This is a genomic window from Blastococcus sp. SYSU DS0541 (assembly GCF_054050875.1).
The window spans coordinates 1-16,826 of the sequence record NZ_JBJHAD010000013.1 but is presented as its reverse complement, the minus strand read 5'-3'; the positions used below and the strand labels follow the sequence as shown (position 1 = coordinate 16,826).

At 74.8% G+C, this 16,826-nt stretch carries 16 protein-coding genes and 1 tRNA gene; 7 read left to right on the top strand and 10 right to left on the bottom strand.

The genetic code is table 11. From position 1 onward, the window contains the following. From ACI794_RS14395 to ACI794_RS14385, 3 genes are all read right to left on the bottom strand, one after another. Positions 1-1,080: an exo-alpha-sialidase gene (locus ACI794_RS14395; RefSeq protein WP_456616694.1), complete on the bottom strand. Its 1,080-nt coding sequence runs from the start codon at positions 1,078-1,080 to the stop codon at positions 1-3. Between the two features lie 69 nt (positions 1,081-1,149). Next, positions 1,150-1,548 (bottom strand): hypothetical protein, encoded by a 399-nt coding sequence (locus tag ACI794_RS14390; RefSeq protein WP_456616693.1) that lies wholly within the window; start codon positions 1,546-1,548, stop codon positions 1,150-1,152. 64 nt (positions 1,549-1,612) lie between these two features. Further along, a complete protein-coding gene (locus tag ACI794_RS14385) occupies positions 1,613-2,782 on the bottom strand; it encodes a L,D-transpeptidase (RefSeq protein WP_456616692.1) in 1,170 nt (389 codons plus the stop codon). A 209-nt stretch (positions 2,783-2,991) separates the two neighbouring features. On the opposite strand from ACI794_RS14385, the gene ACI794_RS14380 reads away from it, so the two are divergent. Both ACI794_RS14380 and ACI794_RS14375 read left to right on the top strand, forming a co-directional pair. Beyond that, positions 2,992-3,067: transfer RNA gene (locus ACI794_RS14380), tRNA-Lys, on the top strand. 195 nt (positions 3,068-3,262) lie between these two features. Then, the gene (locus ACI794_RS14375; protein ID WP_456601315.1) at positions 3,263-4,420 is read left to right on the top strand and encodes an MFS transporter; all 1,158 of its coding nucleotides are present in this window, start codon (positions 3,263-3,265) and stop codon (positions 4,418-4,420) included. Positions 4,421-4,475: 55 nt separating this feature from the next. Here the strand turns inward: ACI794_RS14375 and ACI794_RS14370 are convergent, their stop codons facing one another. From ACI794_RS14370 to ACI794_RS14345, 6 genes are all read right to left on the bottom strand, one after another. After that, positions 4,476-5,720, bottom strand: a complete 1,245-nt coding sequence (locus ACI794_RS14370; protein WP_456601316.1) for an ABC transporter substrate-binding protein — start codon at positions 5,718-5,720, stop codon at positions 4,476-4,478. Beyond that, a complete protein-coding gene (locus ACI794_RS14365) occupies positions 5,717-6,952 on the bottom strand; it encodes a branched-chain amino acid ABC transporter permease (RefSeq protein WP_456601317.1) in 1,236 nt (411 codons plus the stop codon). Before ACI794_RS14365 ends, ACI794_RS14370 begins: the two co-directional genes overlap by 4 nt. Further along, positions 6,945-7,835 carry a branched-chain amino acid ABC transporter permease gene (locus ACI794_RS14360; RefSeq protein ID WP_456601318.1) on the bottom strand — a complete coding sequence of 297 codons (891 nt, stop codon included), beginning with the start codon at positions 7,833-7,835 and terminating at the stop codon, positions 6,945-6,947. The genes ACI794_RS14365 and ACI794_RS14360 overlap by 8 nt, the downstream gene beginning before the upstream one ends. After that, a complete protein-coding gene (locus ACI794_RS14355) occupies positions 7,832-8,743 on the bottom strand; it encodes an ABC transporter ATP-binding protein (protein WP_456582925.1) in 912 nt (303 codons plus the stop codon). The genes ACI794_RS14360 and ACI794_RS14355 overlap by 4 nt, the downstream gene beginning before the upstream one ends. Then, entirely contained in the window at positions 8,740-9,534 is a 795-nt protein-coding gene (locus tag ACI794_RS14350) for an ABC transporter ATP-binding protein (protein WP_456582926.1), read from the bottom strand. The genes ACI794_RS14355 and ACI794_RS14350 overlap by 4 nt, the downstream gene beginning before the upstream one ends. Positions 9,535-9,927: 393 nt before the next feature. After that, positions 9,928-11,319, bottom strand: a complete 1,392-nt coding sequence (locus ACI794_RS14345; RefSeq protein ID WP_456616691.1) for an ATP-grasp domain-containing protein — start codon at positions 11,317-11,319, stop codon at positions 9,928-9,930. Between the two features lie 133 nt (positions 11,320-11,452). On the opposite strand from ACI794_RS14345, the gene ACI794_RS14340 reads away from it, so the two are divergent. From ACI794_RS14340 to ACI794_RS14325, 4 genes are all read left to right on the top strand, one after another. After that, positions 11,453-12,547 carry an NAD(P)-binding domain-containing protein gene (locus tag ACI794_RS14340; RefSeq protein ID WP_456616690.1) on the top strand — a complete coding sequence of 365 codons (1,095 nt, stop codon included), beginning with the start codon at positions 11,453-11,455 and terminating at the stop codon, positions 12,545-12,547. A 110-nt stretch (positions 12,548-12,657) separates the two neighbouring features. Continuing rightward, on the top strand, positions 12,658-13,584 hold the full coding sequence (locus ACI794_RS14335; RefSeq protein WP_456601322.1) for an ABC transporter ATP-binding protein: 927 nt from the start codon (positions 12,658-12,660) through the stop codon (positions 13,582-13,584). Beyond that, on the top strand, positions 13,581-14,423 hold the full coding sequence (locus ACI794_RS14330; protein WP_456601323.1) for an ABC transporter permease: 843 nt from the start codon (positions 13,581-13,583) through the stop codon (positions 14,421-14,423). Before ACI794_RS14335 ends, ACI794_RS14330 begins: the two co-directional genes overlap by 4 nt. Positions 14,424-14,556: 133 nt before the next feature. Continuing rightward, positions 14,557-14,895, top strand: coding sequence for a hypothetical protein (locus ACI794_RS14325; protein ID WP_456616689.1), 339 nt, complete (start codon positions 14,557-14,559; stop codon positions 14,893-14,895). A gap of 6 nt (positions 14,896-14,901) precedes the next feature. Here the strand turns inward: ACI794_RS14325 and ACI794_RS14320 are convergent, their stop codons facing one another. Further along, positions 14,902-16,053, bottom strand: coding sequence for an MFS transporter (locus ACI794_RS14320; protein ID WP_456616688.1), 1,152 nt, complete (start codon positions 16,051-16,053; stop codon positions 14,902-14,904). Between the two features lie 99 nt (positions 16,054-16,152). Between ACI794_RS14320 and ACI794_RS14315 the strand changes: the two genes are divergently transcribed. Then, on the top strand, positions 16,153-16,689 hold the full coding sequence (locus tag ACI794_RS14315) for a DUF488 domain-containing protein (RefSeq protein ID WP_456616687.1): 537 nt from the start codon (positions 16,153-16,155) through the stop codon (positions 16,687-16,689). The last annotated feature ends 137 nt before the right edge of the window (positions 16,690-16,826 follow it).

Sequence of the window (16,826 nt, the reverse complement as noted above, 5' to 3'; positions counted from 1 at the left end):
TCACGGCAGCCGGGCCGCCCGCACGACGAGCACGTCGGGCAGGTGGTCGGCGACCAGGGTGAACGTCTCGCCCTCGTCGGCGCTGGCGTAGACGCAGCCGTCGCGGGTGCCGAGGTAGACGCCGGTGGTCTCGTGGTCGTCGGTGCAGAAGGCGTCGCGCAGCACCGCCGTCCAGGAGCCGTCGGGGAGTCCGGCGCCGACCTCGGTCCAGCTCCCCCCGGCGTCGCGGGTGCGGTGCACGCGGAGCCGGCCGTCCGGCGGGACGCGCTGCACGTCGGCGACCAGCGGGACCACCCAGGCGGTGCCGGGCACCGTCGGCGAGGCGGCGATGGGGAAGCCGAAGTCGGCCGGGAGCCCGTCGGCGATCGAGGTCCACGACCCGCCGCCGTCGTCGGTGCGGAAGACCCCGAAGTGGTTCTGCGCGTACATCCGCGCGGGGTCACCGGCGTCGACGGCGACCTTGTGCACGCACTGCCCGTACTCGGGCGGCTCGGGGAGGAAGACGGCGCTGATGCCCCAGTTGTGCGGCGACCACCCGGTGGCGCCGTCGTCGCTGACGTAGACCCCGCCGGTGCTCATCGCGACGGTCACCCGGTCGGTGACCGGGTCGGGCAGCACGGTGTGCACCGCGCCGCCGCCGGCCCCCGGCTCCCAGGTGGGCCGGTGCGGGTGGTCCCACAGCCCGCGCACCAGCGAGAAGCTGCAGCCGCCGTCGGTGCTGCGCCACAGCGACTGCGGTTCGCACCCGGCCCAGACCAGGTCGGGCCGGTCGGCCGAGTCCGGGCGCAGCTGCCACACCCGGCCGAGCGCGGCGCCGGTGTCCTCGGGGAAGCGGATGGCCCCGTGGTCGGTCTCCTGCCAGCTGCCCCCGAGGTCGTCCGACCAGGTGACCGACGGACCCCAGTGCCCGTACTGGACACCCGCCAGCACCCGCGGCGTGGCGCGACGGGTGTCCACGGACACCGCCGCCACCTCCTGCGCCAGCAGGTGCGGGCCGTCCAGCGACCAGGTGCGGCGGTCGTCCTCGCTGCGGGCCAGCCACAGCCCCTTGCGCGTCCCGATGGCCAGCAGATCGGTCATGGCACCCCTCCGGTTCGACGGTCCTCGGAACTGGGACCGCCGCTGGGGCGCGAACTGAGCGGTGGCGCGTCAGATGCGCGTGGCGCCGCCCTCGGGGTGCGGCTGACCGTCGGAGGCGATGTCGGGCGCCAGGCGCTGGGCCTGCGCGCGGAGCTCTTCGGCGGCGGTGCGGTCCTCCTCGGCGCGCGCGGCGCGCTGCCGGGCCTCCTGCTCGGCGAGCGCGGCGCGCTCCTGCACCTCGGCGAGCTCCCGGCGGGCGCGGGCGGCCTGCTCCTCGGCGAGCGCCTGCTCCTTCTCGGCCCGGGCGCCGCGGAGCTCGGCCTCTCGCAGGTGGTCGCGGGCCTCCTCGCGCTGCTGCGCCCGCTTGCGGGCCCCCGTGGTCCGCGAGCGCCTGGTGTACGCGAACGCCACCAACGCCAGCAGCACCAGTGCCACGACGACCAGCACGACGATCAACCACGGCTCCACGACGGACCCCCTCCTCGGATGCGACGGGGTGGTGCCCCCCGGGGATCTCGCGGAAACGCCGCTCCTACGCCAGCGCGCTGCCCTCGCGCCACTCCTCCCAGGGGACTGCCCAGTCGTAGATCGCGCCGTCGGCCGCCGAGAGCGTCGGGCCGATGGAATTCCGGATCTCGACGACGTCGCCCGGCCGCGAGAACTCGAAGAACCAGGCGGCGCGCTCGGTGGAGAGGTTGATGCAGCCGTGCGACACGTTCTCCCGCCCCTGCTGCGCCACCGACCAGGGCGCGGCGTGCACGAATTCGCCGTTGTCGTTGAGCCGGACCGCGTACTCCACCGGCGTGCGGTACCCGTTCGGGCTGTCGACCGGCGTGCCGTAGGTGCTGGAGTCCATGATGCGGTCCCGGTTGAGCTCGGTGACGACGTGCGGGCCGTTGCGGCTCGGGAACTCGGGGCCGCCGGCGCTCATCGGGAAGGTCTGCACCAGCTCGTCGCCGTCGTAGACCTCCATGGTGTGGGTGGCGGCGTCGGCGACCGAGACGTGCCGCTGCCCGATGGAGAAGGAGATCGAGCGGTCCTTCTCCCCCCACACGCCGTCGCCGAAGTCGACGCCGTAGAGGTTCGCGTCCAGGGTGACGTCGATCTCCGCGGGCCAGTACGTCGACGGGCGGAAGTGCACCTCGGTGTCGCTGAACCAGCTCCAGACGCCGTCGGTGGGCGTAGAGCTCGTGACCACGAGGTTGCGCTCGACGGCGGCCTTGTCGACGACCGGCTCGGAGAAGTAGACGCGGATCGGCATCCCGACACCGACGGTCTGGCCGTCGAGCGGGCCGATGCCCGGGGTCACCACGGAGACCGGGTCCACCGTCGTGAACGACGACGTCGCCGTCGTGGGCTCCGCTGCCTCGCCCGTGGCGGTCGCGGTGAGCGTGTAGCCGGTGCCGTAGGCCAAAGGTGTCTCCGGCTCCCACAGCGCCGTGCCGTCGTCCTCCGCGACGTCGCCGGGCACCGGCGCCCCCGCGGCGTCGGTGACGGTGACCTGGTCGAGCTCCCCGCCGGTCACCGCGATCTCCAGCGGGATCACGGGCGAGACGTCGACCGCCCCGTCGGCGACCGCGAGCTCGATCGTCGCCGGCGCGGCCGCGACGGTCGGCTCGGCCGACACCTCGGCGTCCGACCCGGTGCAGCCGGCCAGCAGGACCAGCGCTCCCGTCGCGATCATCGTGGCTGTGCGTCGCACCTCGTCGGACTCCTCCCCCGGCCCACCCCGGACCCGGGCGGGCGATCCCCACCAGTGTCCACGCACGTCCGACAGCCGGGAGTGGGATGCGACACGGGCACGACCGGCGGGCGGTTCCGGGAACGTGGCGGAGAGCACCTGCCCCCGGCACCGGGCACGGCGTGGTCGCTGGTATCGTTCCTGCTCGTGCCCGGCTGCCCGGGCGCACCGCGCCATTAGCTCAATTGGCAGAGCAGCTGACTCTTAATCAGCGGGTTCGGGGTTCGAGTCCCTGATGGCGCACCAGGATCGACCAGCGGCGATGCCCCACGGCGTCGCCGCTTCGTCGTATCCGGGTCGTGGAGGCCGTTTCCCAGGGCCGCCGGCACCGCGACCGGCCCGGCGGCCACGGGGGCGCGCCGGCCGGCTGCCCAGCGAGGACTGCGCGACCACGCCCGCGACGACGGCGGGCCGGACGCGGCGGCACCGTAGGGTGCGCCGGTGATCTGGAAGCGCGCCGTGTTCGCGCTGTTCGCCGTCGCGGCGGGCACCAACGTCCCCACCCCGCTCCTGCTGGTCTACCAGGAGCGGCTCGGCCTCTCCGCCGAGGTGCTGACCGCGTTGTTCGGCTGCTACGCCGCCGGGCTCGTGCCCGCCCTCATGCTCGCCGGCCCGCTGTCGGACCGGCTGGGCCGCCGGCGGGTGGCGATCCCCGGCATCGTCCTCTCGGGGCTGGCATCGCTCGCCTTCGCCGCGGCCGGGGACTCCCTGCTCCTGCTCTTCGCCGCCCGCTTCGCCCAGGGCGTGGTCAGCGGGGTCGTCTTCAGCGTCGGCAGCGCGTGGGTCGGCGAGCTGTCGAAGGCCTCCGGGGAGGGGGCGGGCGGGCGGCGCGCCGCCTTCGCCATGACCGCCGGGTTCTCCCTCGGTCCGCTGACCAGCGGCCTGCTCGGCCAGTACGCCCCCGCGCCCACCGTGCTCCCCTACCTGGTGCACACCGTGCTCGTCGCGGCCGGCCTGGCGTTCGCGGTGCGACTCCCCGAGACGGTCGACCTGGTCCCCGCCCGGCGCGCCGGCACCGAGGGGACGCCGGACGCGCCGCTGGTCCGCCGCGGCGACGGGCTGCTGCTGCTGAGCGTGCTGGCCCCGGTGGCGATCTGCGTCTACGCGTTCCCCTCGACGATCATCAGCGCCGTCCCGCTGCTGGTGGAGCTGCCGTACGGCGGGGTGGCGGTCACCGGCGTGCTCGCCGGGGTCACGCTGGGCGCGGGCACGGTCGTCGCCGGGCTGCAGCGCCGCCTGCGCGCGTGGACCGCCGTCGTCGGCGTCGCGGCGGGGACGCTCGGGTTCGGGTGCGCCGCCGCCTTCGCCGCCACCGGGGCGCTGCCCTGGCTGGTCCTCGCCGCACCCCTGCTCGGTGCGGGCGGGGGGCTCTGCCTGGCGGCCGGGCTGACGCTCACCGCGCGGCTGGCCCCGCCGGCCCGGCTGGGTGCGCTGACCTCGGTCTTCCTCTCCTTCGCCTACCTCGGCTTCGCCGCGCCCTTCGCGATGGCCGTGGCCGCTCGCGCCACGTCGGCGACCCTGCCCCTGGCCGCGGCCGCCGGGCTCGCCGCGCTCCTGGCCCTCCGGCTGGTGCCGGTCGCCCGCGCCGGGCGGCTGTAGGCACACGCGACGGCGCCCCCTCCCAGAAGGGAGGGGGCGCCGCTGGTCGTGCGGGTCAGCCGGCGATGTCGGCCGCGAACTCGCCCTCGAATGCGTCCTGGAGGACGGTGGCACCGCCGGGCACGTCGGCCGGCTGGAGGATGAAGCTCTCCAGGCTCGGCGACTGGCCGACCTCGAAGCCGCGGATCGGGACGACGAGACCGCCGGTGTCGACCTCCTCCAGCTCCTGGAAGGCGGTCAGGACGCCCTCACGGGTCAGGTCACCGTTCTCGCAGGCGGCGTCGAGCACCTGCTTCATGATCTCGCTCATGCCGAAGCCGACGACGACGCCCAGGCTCGGGACGGCGTCGGGGTAGGCCTCCTGGTACTGCTGGAGCAGCTCCGGGTGGGCGTCGAAGGACGACACCGGAGACGCCACGTACAGGTGGGTCTTCAGCCACTCGGCGGCCGGTCCCTCCAGCAGGCCGGGCGCGAAGACGGGGTTGCTGCCGAGGATCGGCACGTCCAGCCCCTGCGCGGCGGCGACCGTCGCGACCGAGGCCGTCTGGCCCGGGGCCACGGTCAGCGCGATGAGGTCCACGCCGGCCGAGTTGAACTGGGTGATCTGGGCGCTCATGTCCTGGTCGGTCGCCTTGATCTGCGCCTCGATCACCTCGAGGCCCTTGGCCTCGGCGACGGCCCGGGTGCCCTCGACGCCGTTGGCGCCGTACTCGCCCTCGAAGTAGATGTGGCCGACGGTGTCGCCCTCCTGGAGGAGCCCCTCCCGGAACAGGTAGTCGTAGCCGTTGGCGATCTCCACGTCGTAGGTGGCGCCCACGACACCCGTGCCCGGGATCTCGGTCAGCGTCTTGGACCAGGCCGAGGGGAAGTTGACGATCTGGTCGGCCTCGTACTCCGGGGCCAGCGCGGTGTTGATCGGCGACCCGATCGTCTGCTGCATGGCCAGGACGTTGTCCTGCATGCCGCTGTAGAGCGAGACGCCCTGCTGGGGGACGTAGCCGGTGTCCTGGACGTCGAGGGTGACGTCGTAGGTGTCGCAGACCTGGTTGTTCTCCCAGAACAGGGAGTTGGCGTTGGTGATGTCGTTGCCGAGCGCCGCGAAGACGCCCGTCAGGTCGGTGAGCACACCGAGGTTGATCGTCTCGCCCTCGACGCCGATGTCGGTCGCGACGTCGCCGGCGGCCGCACCGCCACCGCCGCCGCCGGAGGACTCCGGCGCCTTGGTGCTGCAGCCGCTGGCGGCCATGACGAAGGTGGCGGCCAGCATCGTGGCGCCGGCCGATCGCTTGCTGAGTCTCACGTGGTGCTCCCTTGGGCTGGTGGGTCGGACGGAGTGGGTTCGGTGGAACGACTGGGTGTGTCGGGTGGGCGCTGGGTCAGCCGGCCTCCCGGACGGCGGAACCGCCCGGAGATGCGGCGGGCGATGCCGGCGAGGCCGGCGGGCTCGAAGAGGATCACCAGGACGATGGCCGCGCCGAAGAGGAAGCGGGCCGCCTCACCGGCCGCCAGGCCCTCGCCGCGACCCACGAACGGGATCAGGTCGGCGTACCTCTGGAAGACCAGCGGCAGCGCGCTCACGAAGATCGCCCCGAGCACGGCTCCGTTCACCGAGCCGAGCCCGCCGAGGACGATCATGGCGAGGTACAGGATGGACAGCTCGAGGCCGAACGACTCCGGTGCGATGCTGCCGATCGAGAGCGCGTACATCACGCCGGCAAGCCCGGCGTACATGGAGCTGACCAGGAAGATCCGCGCCTTGTAGCCCTGGACGTTGACGCCCATCACCGAGGCCGCGACCTCGCTGTCCCGCTGGGTCTGCAGCGCACGGCCCGGGCGTCCGCGCAGCAGGTTGCGGGCGAACACGTAGGCGGCCAGCGCCAGGGCCAAGCCGAGGTACCAGAGCCGCTCGGCCTCCCGGAACGGCACACCCAGCACGAACAGGTCGGGATCGCTGTTGGCGAACGTGAAGCCGAACAGCGAGAAGTCCGGTGCCGCCCGCCCGTTGAAGCCGCCGGTGACCTCGGTCCAGCTGTTGAGCACGTGGATGCCGATGAAGACCAGCGCCAGTGACGCCACACCGAGGTAGATGCCGCGGAGCCTGGCGGCCAGGGGGCTGAAGACCAGCCCCGCCAGCCCTGCGAGGAGGACGCCCACGATCATGCCGATGATCGGCGGCAGGCCCAGCCCGCCCAGCTCGGCGACGCCGAGCCCGCCCGGCTCGCCGGAGACGTAGACGTAGCTGACCGCACCCACGGCGAGGAAGAAGGCGTGCGCCAGCGACAGCTGCCCGCTGTTGCCCACGAGCAGGTTCAGCCCGATCGCGCCGACGATCGCGCCGAAGGCGGCGAACCCCGTGCGCAGCCAGAACTCCTCCACGTACAGCGGCAGGGCGAGCAGGACCAGCAGGAACGCGACCAGCAGCAGCGGCCGCAGCAGCGACCGCAACCGGGAACCGCCAGCGCCGGCCGACGACTCCGCGTCGACTCCCGACCGGTGCGCCCCCTGGGGCGCCGTCATCGTCGACTCAGACACGGGTCAGCTCCTTCGTCCCGAACAGGCCGGAGGGCCGGAACATGAGGACCGCGATCATCACGATGAAGGGGACGACGGCGCTGAAGCCGCGGCCGAGGAAGAGCAACTGGTCCTGGTACCCGGCGGCCAGCGCCTCGGCGATGCCGATGAGGAGGCCGCCGACGAGCGCGCCCCCCGTCGAGTCCAGGCCCCCGAGGATCGCGGCCGGGAAGGCCCGCAGCGCGACGGCGTACGCCGTCGGGCTGACGCCCGGGGTGGGGGAGCCGACGAGGAACAGCGCCGCGACGGCGGCGAGGACGCCGGCGACCACCCAGGCGAGCGCGGAGACCCTCCCCTGGCGGATGCCCATCAGCGCCGCCGTCTCGCCGTCCTCTGCCGAGGCGCGCATCGCGATGCCCCAGTTCGAGTACTTGAAGGCCGCGAAGAACAGGGCGATGAGGACCGCCGCCACGATGAAGGCGATCAGCCGGTTCTGGCTGAGCCCGACGCTCCCGACCCGGAAGGACTCCCCGCCCCACGGGTGCGGCACGTTCAGGATGTCCGAGCCGATCCGCCGGATCAGCTCGGTCAGGATGATGATGTCGACGCCGATGGTGACGATCGCGAGGCTGATCACCGCGGCACCGCGGAGCCGGTTGATGATCAGGCGCTCGATGACGAACGCGGCGAGCGCGGTGATGAGGATGCCCACCACGACGGCCGGCAGGAACCCGATCGAGTCCGACAGCCGCGCGATGGAGTAGGCGCCCAGCAGCAGCAGCGAGCCGTGCGTGAAGCTCACCACCTCGCTGGACTTGAAGATGATCACGAAGCCCAGGGCGATCAGCGCGTACAGCGCGCCCAGGGAGATGCCGTTGAGGAGCAGGGAGAGGAACTGGGTCACGAGGTCGCCCCTGGCGTGTCGGAGGGGTGGTGGTGGGCGGCGGCGTCGGCGGGGTTCTCCTCGTCGCCGGAGCCGAGGTAGGCCCGGATCACCTCGGGGTCGTTCTGCACCTCGGCCGGGGTGCCGTCGGCGATCCGCCGGCCGAAGTCCAGGACGGTGACGCGGTCGGCCAGCGACATGACCATCCCCATGTCGTGCTCGACGAGGACGACGGAGATCCCGAGCGCCGACCGGATCTCGAGGATGGCGTCGGCCATCCGGTCGGTCTCCTCGGCGTTCATGCCCGCCACGGGCTCGTCGAGCAGGAGCAGCCGCGGCTCCGTGCAGAGCGCCCGGGCCACCTCCACCCGCTTCTGGTCGCCGTAGGAGAGGACGCCGACGGGCGTGTGCAGCTTCTCCCCGAGCTCCAGGAAGTCGGCGATCTCGGCGACGCGGGCCCCGTGGATCTTCCCCTCCCGCGTCGCCCGCGGGAGCCGCAGGCCGGCAGCGAGGAAGCCGGCCTTGGTCAGGTGGTGACGGCCCAGCATCAGGTTCTCGGCCACCGACTGGGTGCCGGAGAGGGCGATGTTCTGGAACGCGCGGGCGACGCCGATGCCGGCGATCTGGTACGGCCGCATCCGGTCCAGCCGGTGCTCACCGAACCGGACCTGGCCTTCGGCGGCCTTGTAGACCCCGGAGAGGACGTTGAACATCGTCGACTTGCCGGCGCCGTTCGGGCCGATGATCGCGTGGATCGAGCCGGGCGCGACCGTGAAGGACACCTCCGACAGGGCCTTGATCGCCCCGAACCGGACGCTGACGTTGTCGACCTCGACCGGCGGGATGTCCGACCGGATCTCCGACCCGGTGTCCGGCCCGGCGGCGGCCGGCCCGGCGGCGTGCGAGCCGGCGGCGTGCGGGGCGGTCATGCCGTCCACCGGGAGAGCTTCTTCCCCGAGGGCACGCGGACCCGCCGCTCGCCGGCCTCGCCGGCGCCGTCGTGACCGAGGTACAGCCGCTGGACCTCGTCGGTCTGGGACAGCTGCCGCGCGTCACCGGAGAGGGACACCTCTCCGACGTCGAGCACGTAGGCCAGGTCGGCGACCCCGAGCGCCATCGTCGCGTTCTGCTCGACCAGCAGCACCGAGGTGCCCTGCCGGTTGATCTCGGCGATGACCTCGCCGATCTGGCCGATGATGCGCGGCGCCAGCCCCAGCGACGGTTCGTCGAGCAGGAGCAACCGGGGGCTGGCCATCAGCGCGCGGCCGATGGCGAGCATCTGCTGCTCACCGCCGGAGAGCAGCGCCCCCCGCTGCGAGCTCCGTTCCTTCAGCACCGGGAACAGGTCGTAGACCCGCTGCTGGGCCTCGGACTTCGCCGCCTTGTCGCGGTTGCCCATCCCCCCGGCGCGCAGGTTCTCCTCGACGGTCAGCCGCCCGAAGATGCGCCGCCCCTCGGGCACCTGCACGAGGCCGAGCCGGACGGCCTGGGCCGGGTCCTTGGACACCAGGTCGGTGCCGTCGAACCGCACGCTCCCCGACTCCACCCGGCCGCGGTGCAGCCGGAGGGTGCCCGAGATGGTGCGCAGGAGCGTCGTCTTCCCGGCGCCGTTGCTGCCGAGGACGGCCACGACCTTCCCGTCGGGGACCTCCATGGACACCCCCCGCACGGCCTGGACGGCTCCGCCGTAGGTGACGTGCAGCGACTCGATGCTCAGCACGAGGAGGACCTCCTTTCTGCGCCGCCGGAGGGCGCGGGAGCGAGCGTGCGAGGAAGGGTGAGGCGAGGCCTCGGGGCGGTCGCGTTCCCGGGCCGCGCGGCCGGCGCGGGAACCGCCGCCGCTCGCCCACCGGGGCGACGACGGCGCACGCGCCCCGGCCGGGGTGTGCGGCGCACACCGGCTGCACGGCCGGCGAGTGATCTGGCACACATGGGCCGTGACTCTAGGGGTAGATCGGCGCAGCGCGATCCCCCGAACGGTCACGGATCGGTCACTCTGCTGCCCCGGGCCCCTGCGCCGACCTCCAGTGGGCCGGGACCACACCCGTCGGCCGGGACCTGCGTGCGGTGCGCACGTTGCGCCGGTCGGCCCGGTACGGCCGAACGGCGGTGGTCAGGCGGTCCGCCGCGCCGATCCCCGACGGCGCCCGCTGGTCGGGAACCCGGCGCCGCCCTCGCAGGCGCGGCGACCCGGCCGTCGCGGAGGCGGCACGGGGTCGAGGTCGTCGACGCTCAGGTGGATGCCGTCGAGCGCCGCGGCGGCCCGCCGCCGGGACTGCTCGGCGGTCTCCCCCACGGTCACGACCTGCCCCAGGCGCTCCGGCCGGCCGGCGACCGCCCCGATGAGCTCGCCCGCACCGGTGAAGACCTCGGCAACCACGAGACCGGGGATCGCGGCCACGTCGCGGACGCCGCCCACGGCGCGCACCCGGCCCGGCGCGTGTGCGGTCAGGTGCATCTGCGTGCAGGCGCCGGCGACCGCTGCCGGGGTAGTGGCGGGCTCGCCGAGCAGGCGGGCGACCAGGAGGTCGGCGGTGTCGACACCGCTCACCTGGTCGACGCAGGTGTGCGCGCCGTCGCCGACGAGCGCGGTCCCGACGTCGACCAGCCGCGGACCGGCCGGACCGAGGACGAACTCGACGTGGAAGGGCCCGGTGTCGTGGCCGACCGCGGCCAGCCAGGCGCGGACCCAGCCGGCGGCCTGCGGTACCGGCGGCCGCGTCGTCGCCGTGCTGACCAGGTGGTCGAGCCGCGGAGGCGGGGTCGTGACGATCTCCGACCAGGCGAGGACGAGCGGGGTCCCGTCGTCGCAGAAGCCGTCTGCACCGAACCGGGGACCGGGGACGTGCTCCTCGACGACGAACCGGTGGCGGGACGCCCGTGCGCTGCCGTGCCCCGACCGCGCCCGGTCCCGGGCCGCGATCTCGCGCAGTTCCCGGTCGTCGGAGACGAGCCGCGCGTCCCCGTGGCCCGGCCACGCCACGCAGGGGTAGCCGACCGGGGACGTCAGGTCCGGGGCGTCCGCCGCCACCTCGGCCCAGCGCACGTCGGGCAGGCCGGCTCGACCGATCGCCCGGCGAACGGCGCCGCGGTCGTCGGCCAACGCCGGCGACCCGGGCGTCGGGCCGCGCAGCCCCAGCGCGCGGGCGGCGACGGCCGCGGCGCCGGTGCAACCGGCGACGGCGCTGGTCACTGCGGCCGCCGTCCCGCCCAGCGCGCGCACCGCCCCCACGATCCCGGCCGCGTCCCGGGTGTCGCAGTCGACCCAGTGGTCGACCACCCAGTCCAGGTCGTCGCCGTAGGCACCCCGGTCGAGCGAGAGCACCGCCGTCCGGAGCCCCCGGGAGCGCGCCCGCTCCAGCACCGCCACCCCCGCCGCGTCCAGGCGCTCGCCGGCCGCGAGCTCGGGCCGGGCGGCCGTCACCCGCACCTGCACCTCGACGGAGACGAACCACGGCGCGCCATCCGGCCCCGGGGTGCGGTCGGCTGCCTCGCGCGTGGTCATGTGCGCTCTTCCCGTCGGGGCGGTCGTTGCCCGGCGCACCATACCGGCCGGTCGGTTTTCCCGGAACGGGTCCGGCGCCCCGTCGTCGGACGGCGACGGGAAGCAGCGGCTGCCGCGGCCGGTTGCCGGGAGGGTGACCGCCACCCCGCCGCCCCGCGACGTCGACGTCGCCGTGATCGGCGCCGGGCAGGCCGGGCTCTCCACTGCATGGGCGCTGGCCCGCCAGGGTTTCGAGCGGGACAGCGGGTTCGTGGTGCTCGACGGCGAGCCCGGGCCCGGCGGCGCCTGGCGCCACCGCTGGCCCTCGCTGACCCTCGGCACCACCCACCGCGTCCACGACCTGCCGGGGCTCCCCTTCCACCCGGACGACGACGCGGCGCCCGCCGTGGAGTCGGTCCCCGCGTACTTCGCGGAGTACGAGCGGCGCTTCGACCTGCCCGTGCTGCGGCCGGTCCGCGTCGCCGCCGTCCGCCGGGCCGACGACGGCCGCTTCGCCGTCGCCACCGACCGCGGCACCTGGAACGCGCGCGCCGTCGTCAACGCCACCGGCACGTGGACCCGGCCCTTCGTCCCGCGCTACCCGGGTCAGGAGCTGTTCCGCGGGCGCCAGCTGCACACCGTCGACTACCGCGCCGCGGAGGAGTTCCGCGGGCAGCACGTCGTCGTGGTCGGCGGCGGCGCCTCGGCCACCCAGCTGCTGGCCGAGATCTCCCGCGTGACGTCCACGACCTGGGTCACCCGCCGCCCCCCGGTCTTCCGCGAGGGTCCGTTCGACGAGGACGCCGGGCGGCGGGCCGTGGCGATGGTCGAGGCCGCGGTCCGCGAGGGCCGGCGGCCCGGCAGCGTCGTCGGCGTCACCGGGCTGCCCGTCGACACCCCCTACGTGCGCGACGGGCTCGATCGCGGTGTCCTCCGGCGGCTGCCGGTGTTCGACCGGATCACACCCCAGGGCGTCGCGTGGGAGGACGGCCGGTCCGTCGACGCGGACGTCATCCTCTGGGCCACGGGCTTCCGCGCGGCGGTCGGCCACCTCGCCCCGCTCCGACTGCGCGAGCCCGGCCGGGGGTTCCGCATGGACGGCACCCAGGTCGTCGGCGAGCCACGCCTGCACCTGGTCGGCTACGGGCCCTCCGCCAGCACGATCGGCGCCAACCGGGCGGGCCAGGCGGCCGCGCGAGCACTCCGCCGGGAGCTGCAGCCGGGGATGCCCCTCCCCCGGACCGCCTGACCTCCCAGGGAGCTTTCAGGGTCCGATCAGGGCGCTCCCCGATGTGGCGGGGACCGCCGGCGCGACAGGCTCCGGGGCATGACTTCCCGACCGCTCCCCGGAGGCCCGCGATGATCGAGGCGCGCGGCCTGACCAAGAAGTACGGCGACCGCACCGCCGTCGACGGCATCTCCTTCACCGTGCACCCGGGCCGGGTCACCGGCTTCCTCGGCCCCAACGGCGCCGGCAAGTCCACGACGATGCGCATGCTGCTCGGCCTGGACCGGCCCACCGCCGGCACCGTCACGGTGAACGGGCGCAGCTACGCCGACTACCCCGCGCCGCTGCGGCAGGTCGGCGCACTGCTGGAGGCCCGCGCCGTGCACCCCGGGCGCTCGGCCCGCGACCACCTGCGCTGGATGGCCGCGAGCAACGGGCTCCCGGTGCGCCGCGTGGACGAGGTGCTCGACCTGGTCGGGCTGACCGACGTCGCCGGCCAGCGGGTGGGCCGCTTCTCCCTCGGCATGGGCCAGCGCCTCGGCATCGCCGTCGCCCTGCTCGGCGACCCGCCGGTCGTCGTCCTCGACGAACCGGTCAACGGCCTGGACCCGGAGGGGATCCGCTGGGTGCGCACGCTGACCCGGCAGCTGGCCGCCGAGGGCCGCACGGTGTTCCTCTCCAGCCACCTGATGAGCGAGATGGCGCTCACCGCCGACCACCTCGTCGTGATCGGCCGGGGCCGGGTGCTCGCCGACTGCTCGATGCCCGACTTCATCGCCGAGCACGCCGCCTCCTACGTGCGGGTGCGCAGCCCCCAGCGGGCCGCGGTGGCCGACCTGCTGCGCCGGGACGGGCTCGAGGTCACCACCGTCGACGACGAGCTGCGGGTGCAGGGCCGCGACGCCGCCGCCATCGGCGAGCTGGTCGGCCGGCAGGGGCACCTCCTGCACGAGCTCTCCCTCGTCAGCTCCTCGCTCGAGGACGCGTTCATGACCCTCACCGCCGCGAGCGTCGAGTACACCGCCCGCGACCGGACCCCCGCCGGAGCGACCCGATGACCGGAACCGTGAGCCCCCGGATGACCGACACCGTCACCCTCGACCCGCACCGGCACGTGCCCGGTGTCCGTGAACCCGGCTTCGCGCAGACCGTCCGCGCGGAGTGGATCAAGTTCTGGTCGGTGCGCTCGACGCCCTGGTCGATCGGCGCGCTGGTCACCCTGGGCGCGGGCCTCACCGTGCTGGTGTGCGCGGTCAGCGCCGCGGACCTCGCGGACGGGACCGCCGGCGAGGCCGCGGGCGCGTTCATCACCTGGGGCATGACGGTCGCGCAGATCACCGCCATCGTGCTGGGTGCCCTCGTGGTCACCAGCGAGTACGGCACCGGGATGATCCGCGCGACGCTGACCGCGACCCCGCACCGCGGCCGGGTGCTGGTGGCCAAGGCCCTCGTGCTGACCGGGACGCTGTTCGTCGCGGGCACGGTCACCGCCGTCCTCGGCTACCTCGGCGGCAACTGGTTCCTCGAGCGGGAGGGCATCGGCCTGGCGCTCTCCGACGACGGCGTGCTCCGCTCGCTGCTCGGGAGCGGGCTCTACATGGCCGGCATCGGCCTGTTCGCCGCCGCCGTCGGGCTGCTCGTGCGGCACACCGCCGCGGCGTTGTCGATCGTGCTGGCCCTGCTGCTGGTGGTCGGCAACATGGTGATGCTGCTGCCAGGCGCCTGGGGCGAGTGGGCCACCAAGCTGATGCCGGGCAACGCGGGCTCCGTCGTCGCCACGCCGGTGTCGTTCAACCCGAACCTGCTCGGCCCGTGGACCGGGTTCGCCGTGTTCTGCGCCGAGGTGGCCGCCGTCCTGCTCGCCGGTTACCTGGTGCTGCGCCGGCGCGACGCCTGACGAAGGGCCCCCTTCCCCCCACCCCTCGCAGGCTCGGGGCGGTACCCGGAAGGGGGCCGTCAGGCGTCCGGAACCGGCGCAGTCCCCCGCCCCCGCTGTGCCCCGGCCCCGACGGCCGGGGCACAGTGGTGCGGTGACCACGCCCGACCCGGCCGCCGAGGGCCGCCGCCGCGCCGACGAACTCCTGACCGCCCTGACCGCGGGCGATGACGCCGCCGCCGAGCGGCTGCTCGCCGGCCTGGACGAGATCCGCGACCTGGTGTTCGTGGGCGCCGGGCTCACCGCGATCGCCCGCGCCGAGGGCCGCGCGCTCCCCACCGCGCAGCGCACGCAGGCCAGCACCCGGCAGCTCAAGCTCGGTCAGGTGCGCGACGCCAACCGCGACGACCCCGACGGGCTGCGCACCTGGCTGCAGCGGTCGGCCGAGGAGATCCTCTTCATCCGCTCGCTGCACGCCGCCCGGCAGGGCTGAGGGCACTCAGCGGCGCACCGACGGCTCGCGGGCGGCGGCCCCGGCCACCGGCAGGACAGCGGCGAGCGCGACGGCCGACAGCACGAGCGTCCACGAGAGCCCGACGGCGCCGTAGGCCAACCCGAGCAGGAGCGCCCCGGCCGCCGTGCCGGCGTCGAAGGAGGCGTTCCACAGCGCGCTGGCCGCCGTCGTCCCCCGCTCCCCTGCCCGGGCGAAGGCCCGCAGCAGCGTGAGGTTCTGCACCCCGCCGAACCCCGCACCGAAGAGCGCCGCGCCCAGCAGCACCCAGACGGTGCCCCACCACAGCCCCGCACCGGCCACCGCCAGCCCCAGCCCGGCGACCAGCACCGAGAGCGGCAGCAGCACCGCGGTGCCCAGACGGTCGGCGAGCACGCCGGCGCGCCAGCGGGTCACCGCACCGGCCAACCCCCACAGCAGCAGGGCGGCGGTGGCCACCAGCCCGTCGGGGCGGTCGATCGGCAGGAAGGTCACGAACCCGCCGCCGGCCGTCGTCACCACGAGCAGCACGAGCGACGGCGCGAGCGCGGCGCGCACCGCGGCCCGCGCGTTGCCGGCCGGGGCGGGCTCCTCGCGGCCACCCGCCGCCCGGAGCAGCGCGGGCAGGAAGACCAGCCCCAGCACCGGCGACGCCGAGAGCCACGACAGCACGCCGACGTGCCCGTTGAGCACGAGCGCCACCCCCACGGGGACGGCGGCCATGTTGGGCAGCGCGATGGCCAGCCCGTACAGGCCGATGGACTCCCCCCGCCGCCCCGGGGGCGCCACCCGCGCCGCCAGGGTGGCGCCGAGGACCGTGATCACCGCGAACCCCGCGCCGCGCACCGCGGAGAGCGCCGATATCCAGGCGACGCCGTCGTCGAGCACGTACAAGGGCGCCGGCACCCCGAGCGCGAGCAGCCCCGCGACGAACACCGGGCCGGTCCCGAAGCGGTGCACGAAGGCGGGCACGACCGACTGCACCGCGATGGTGACGCCCAGGAAGACCGCGGTCACCACCCCCGCCCAGCTCTCCGCTGCACCACCGGCCACCGCGTACGCCGGCAGCGAGGCCAGGGTGAGGAAGTAGCTGACGAACCCCAGCGCCGTCACGCCGACCAGCGACTGCACCCCGCGGGACCGCCACAGGGGGGCCTGCACCTCCACTGCTCCCCCGCTCGCCGTCGCCGTCGTCCATCCCGTGCCCGCCGATCATGACCGGCCGGGAGTGACCGGCGGCACCCGGGTAGGCACGTGGGCGTGGGGTTGCTGACCGTGGGCCACGGGTCCGACGACCGCGCCGCGCTGGCCGCCCGGCTCGGCGCGGCAGGCGTGGAGCAGGTCGTGGACGTGCGGCGCTTTCCCGGCAGCCGCAGCAACCCCGACGTCCGGCGGGAGGCGCTGGAGCGGTGGCTGCCCGCTGCGGGGATCGGTTACCGCTGGGAGGAGCGCCTCGGGGGCCGCCGCCGGTTGCCGCGCGACGAGCCGGCCGCGGACGGGTGGTGGACCGTGGCCCAGTTCGCGGCCTACGCCGGGTACACCCGGACGCCGGAGTTCGCGGCCGCGCTGGACGAGGTGCTCGCCGCGGCGGCGGACGCCACGGTGGCGGTGATGTGCAGCGAGTACGTGTGGTGGCGCTGCCACCGGCGGCTGGTCGCCGACGTCGCCGTCCTGGGCCGGCGTGTGACCGTCGGGCACCTCATGCCCGACGGCCGGGTGACCCCCCACCGCCCGGCCGACGGCGCGGTCCTGGGCGACGACGGCCTCGTCCGCTGGCCGGCCGCCGCAGCCCCCTGACCGCGTCCTCCCTCACCGTGGCGCGTCCTCCCACAACCCCCACCCTGAGGGTGGTCGCGGCACGTTCAGGGCAGCTGTTCGTGGCCGCGGTAGCCTCAGCGCCTGTAGGGGGACCCGGGGTCGGTAGGGGTGGCGAA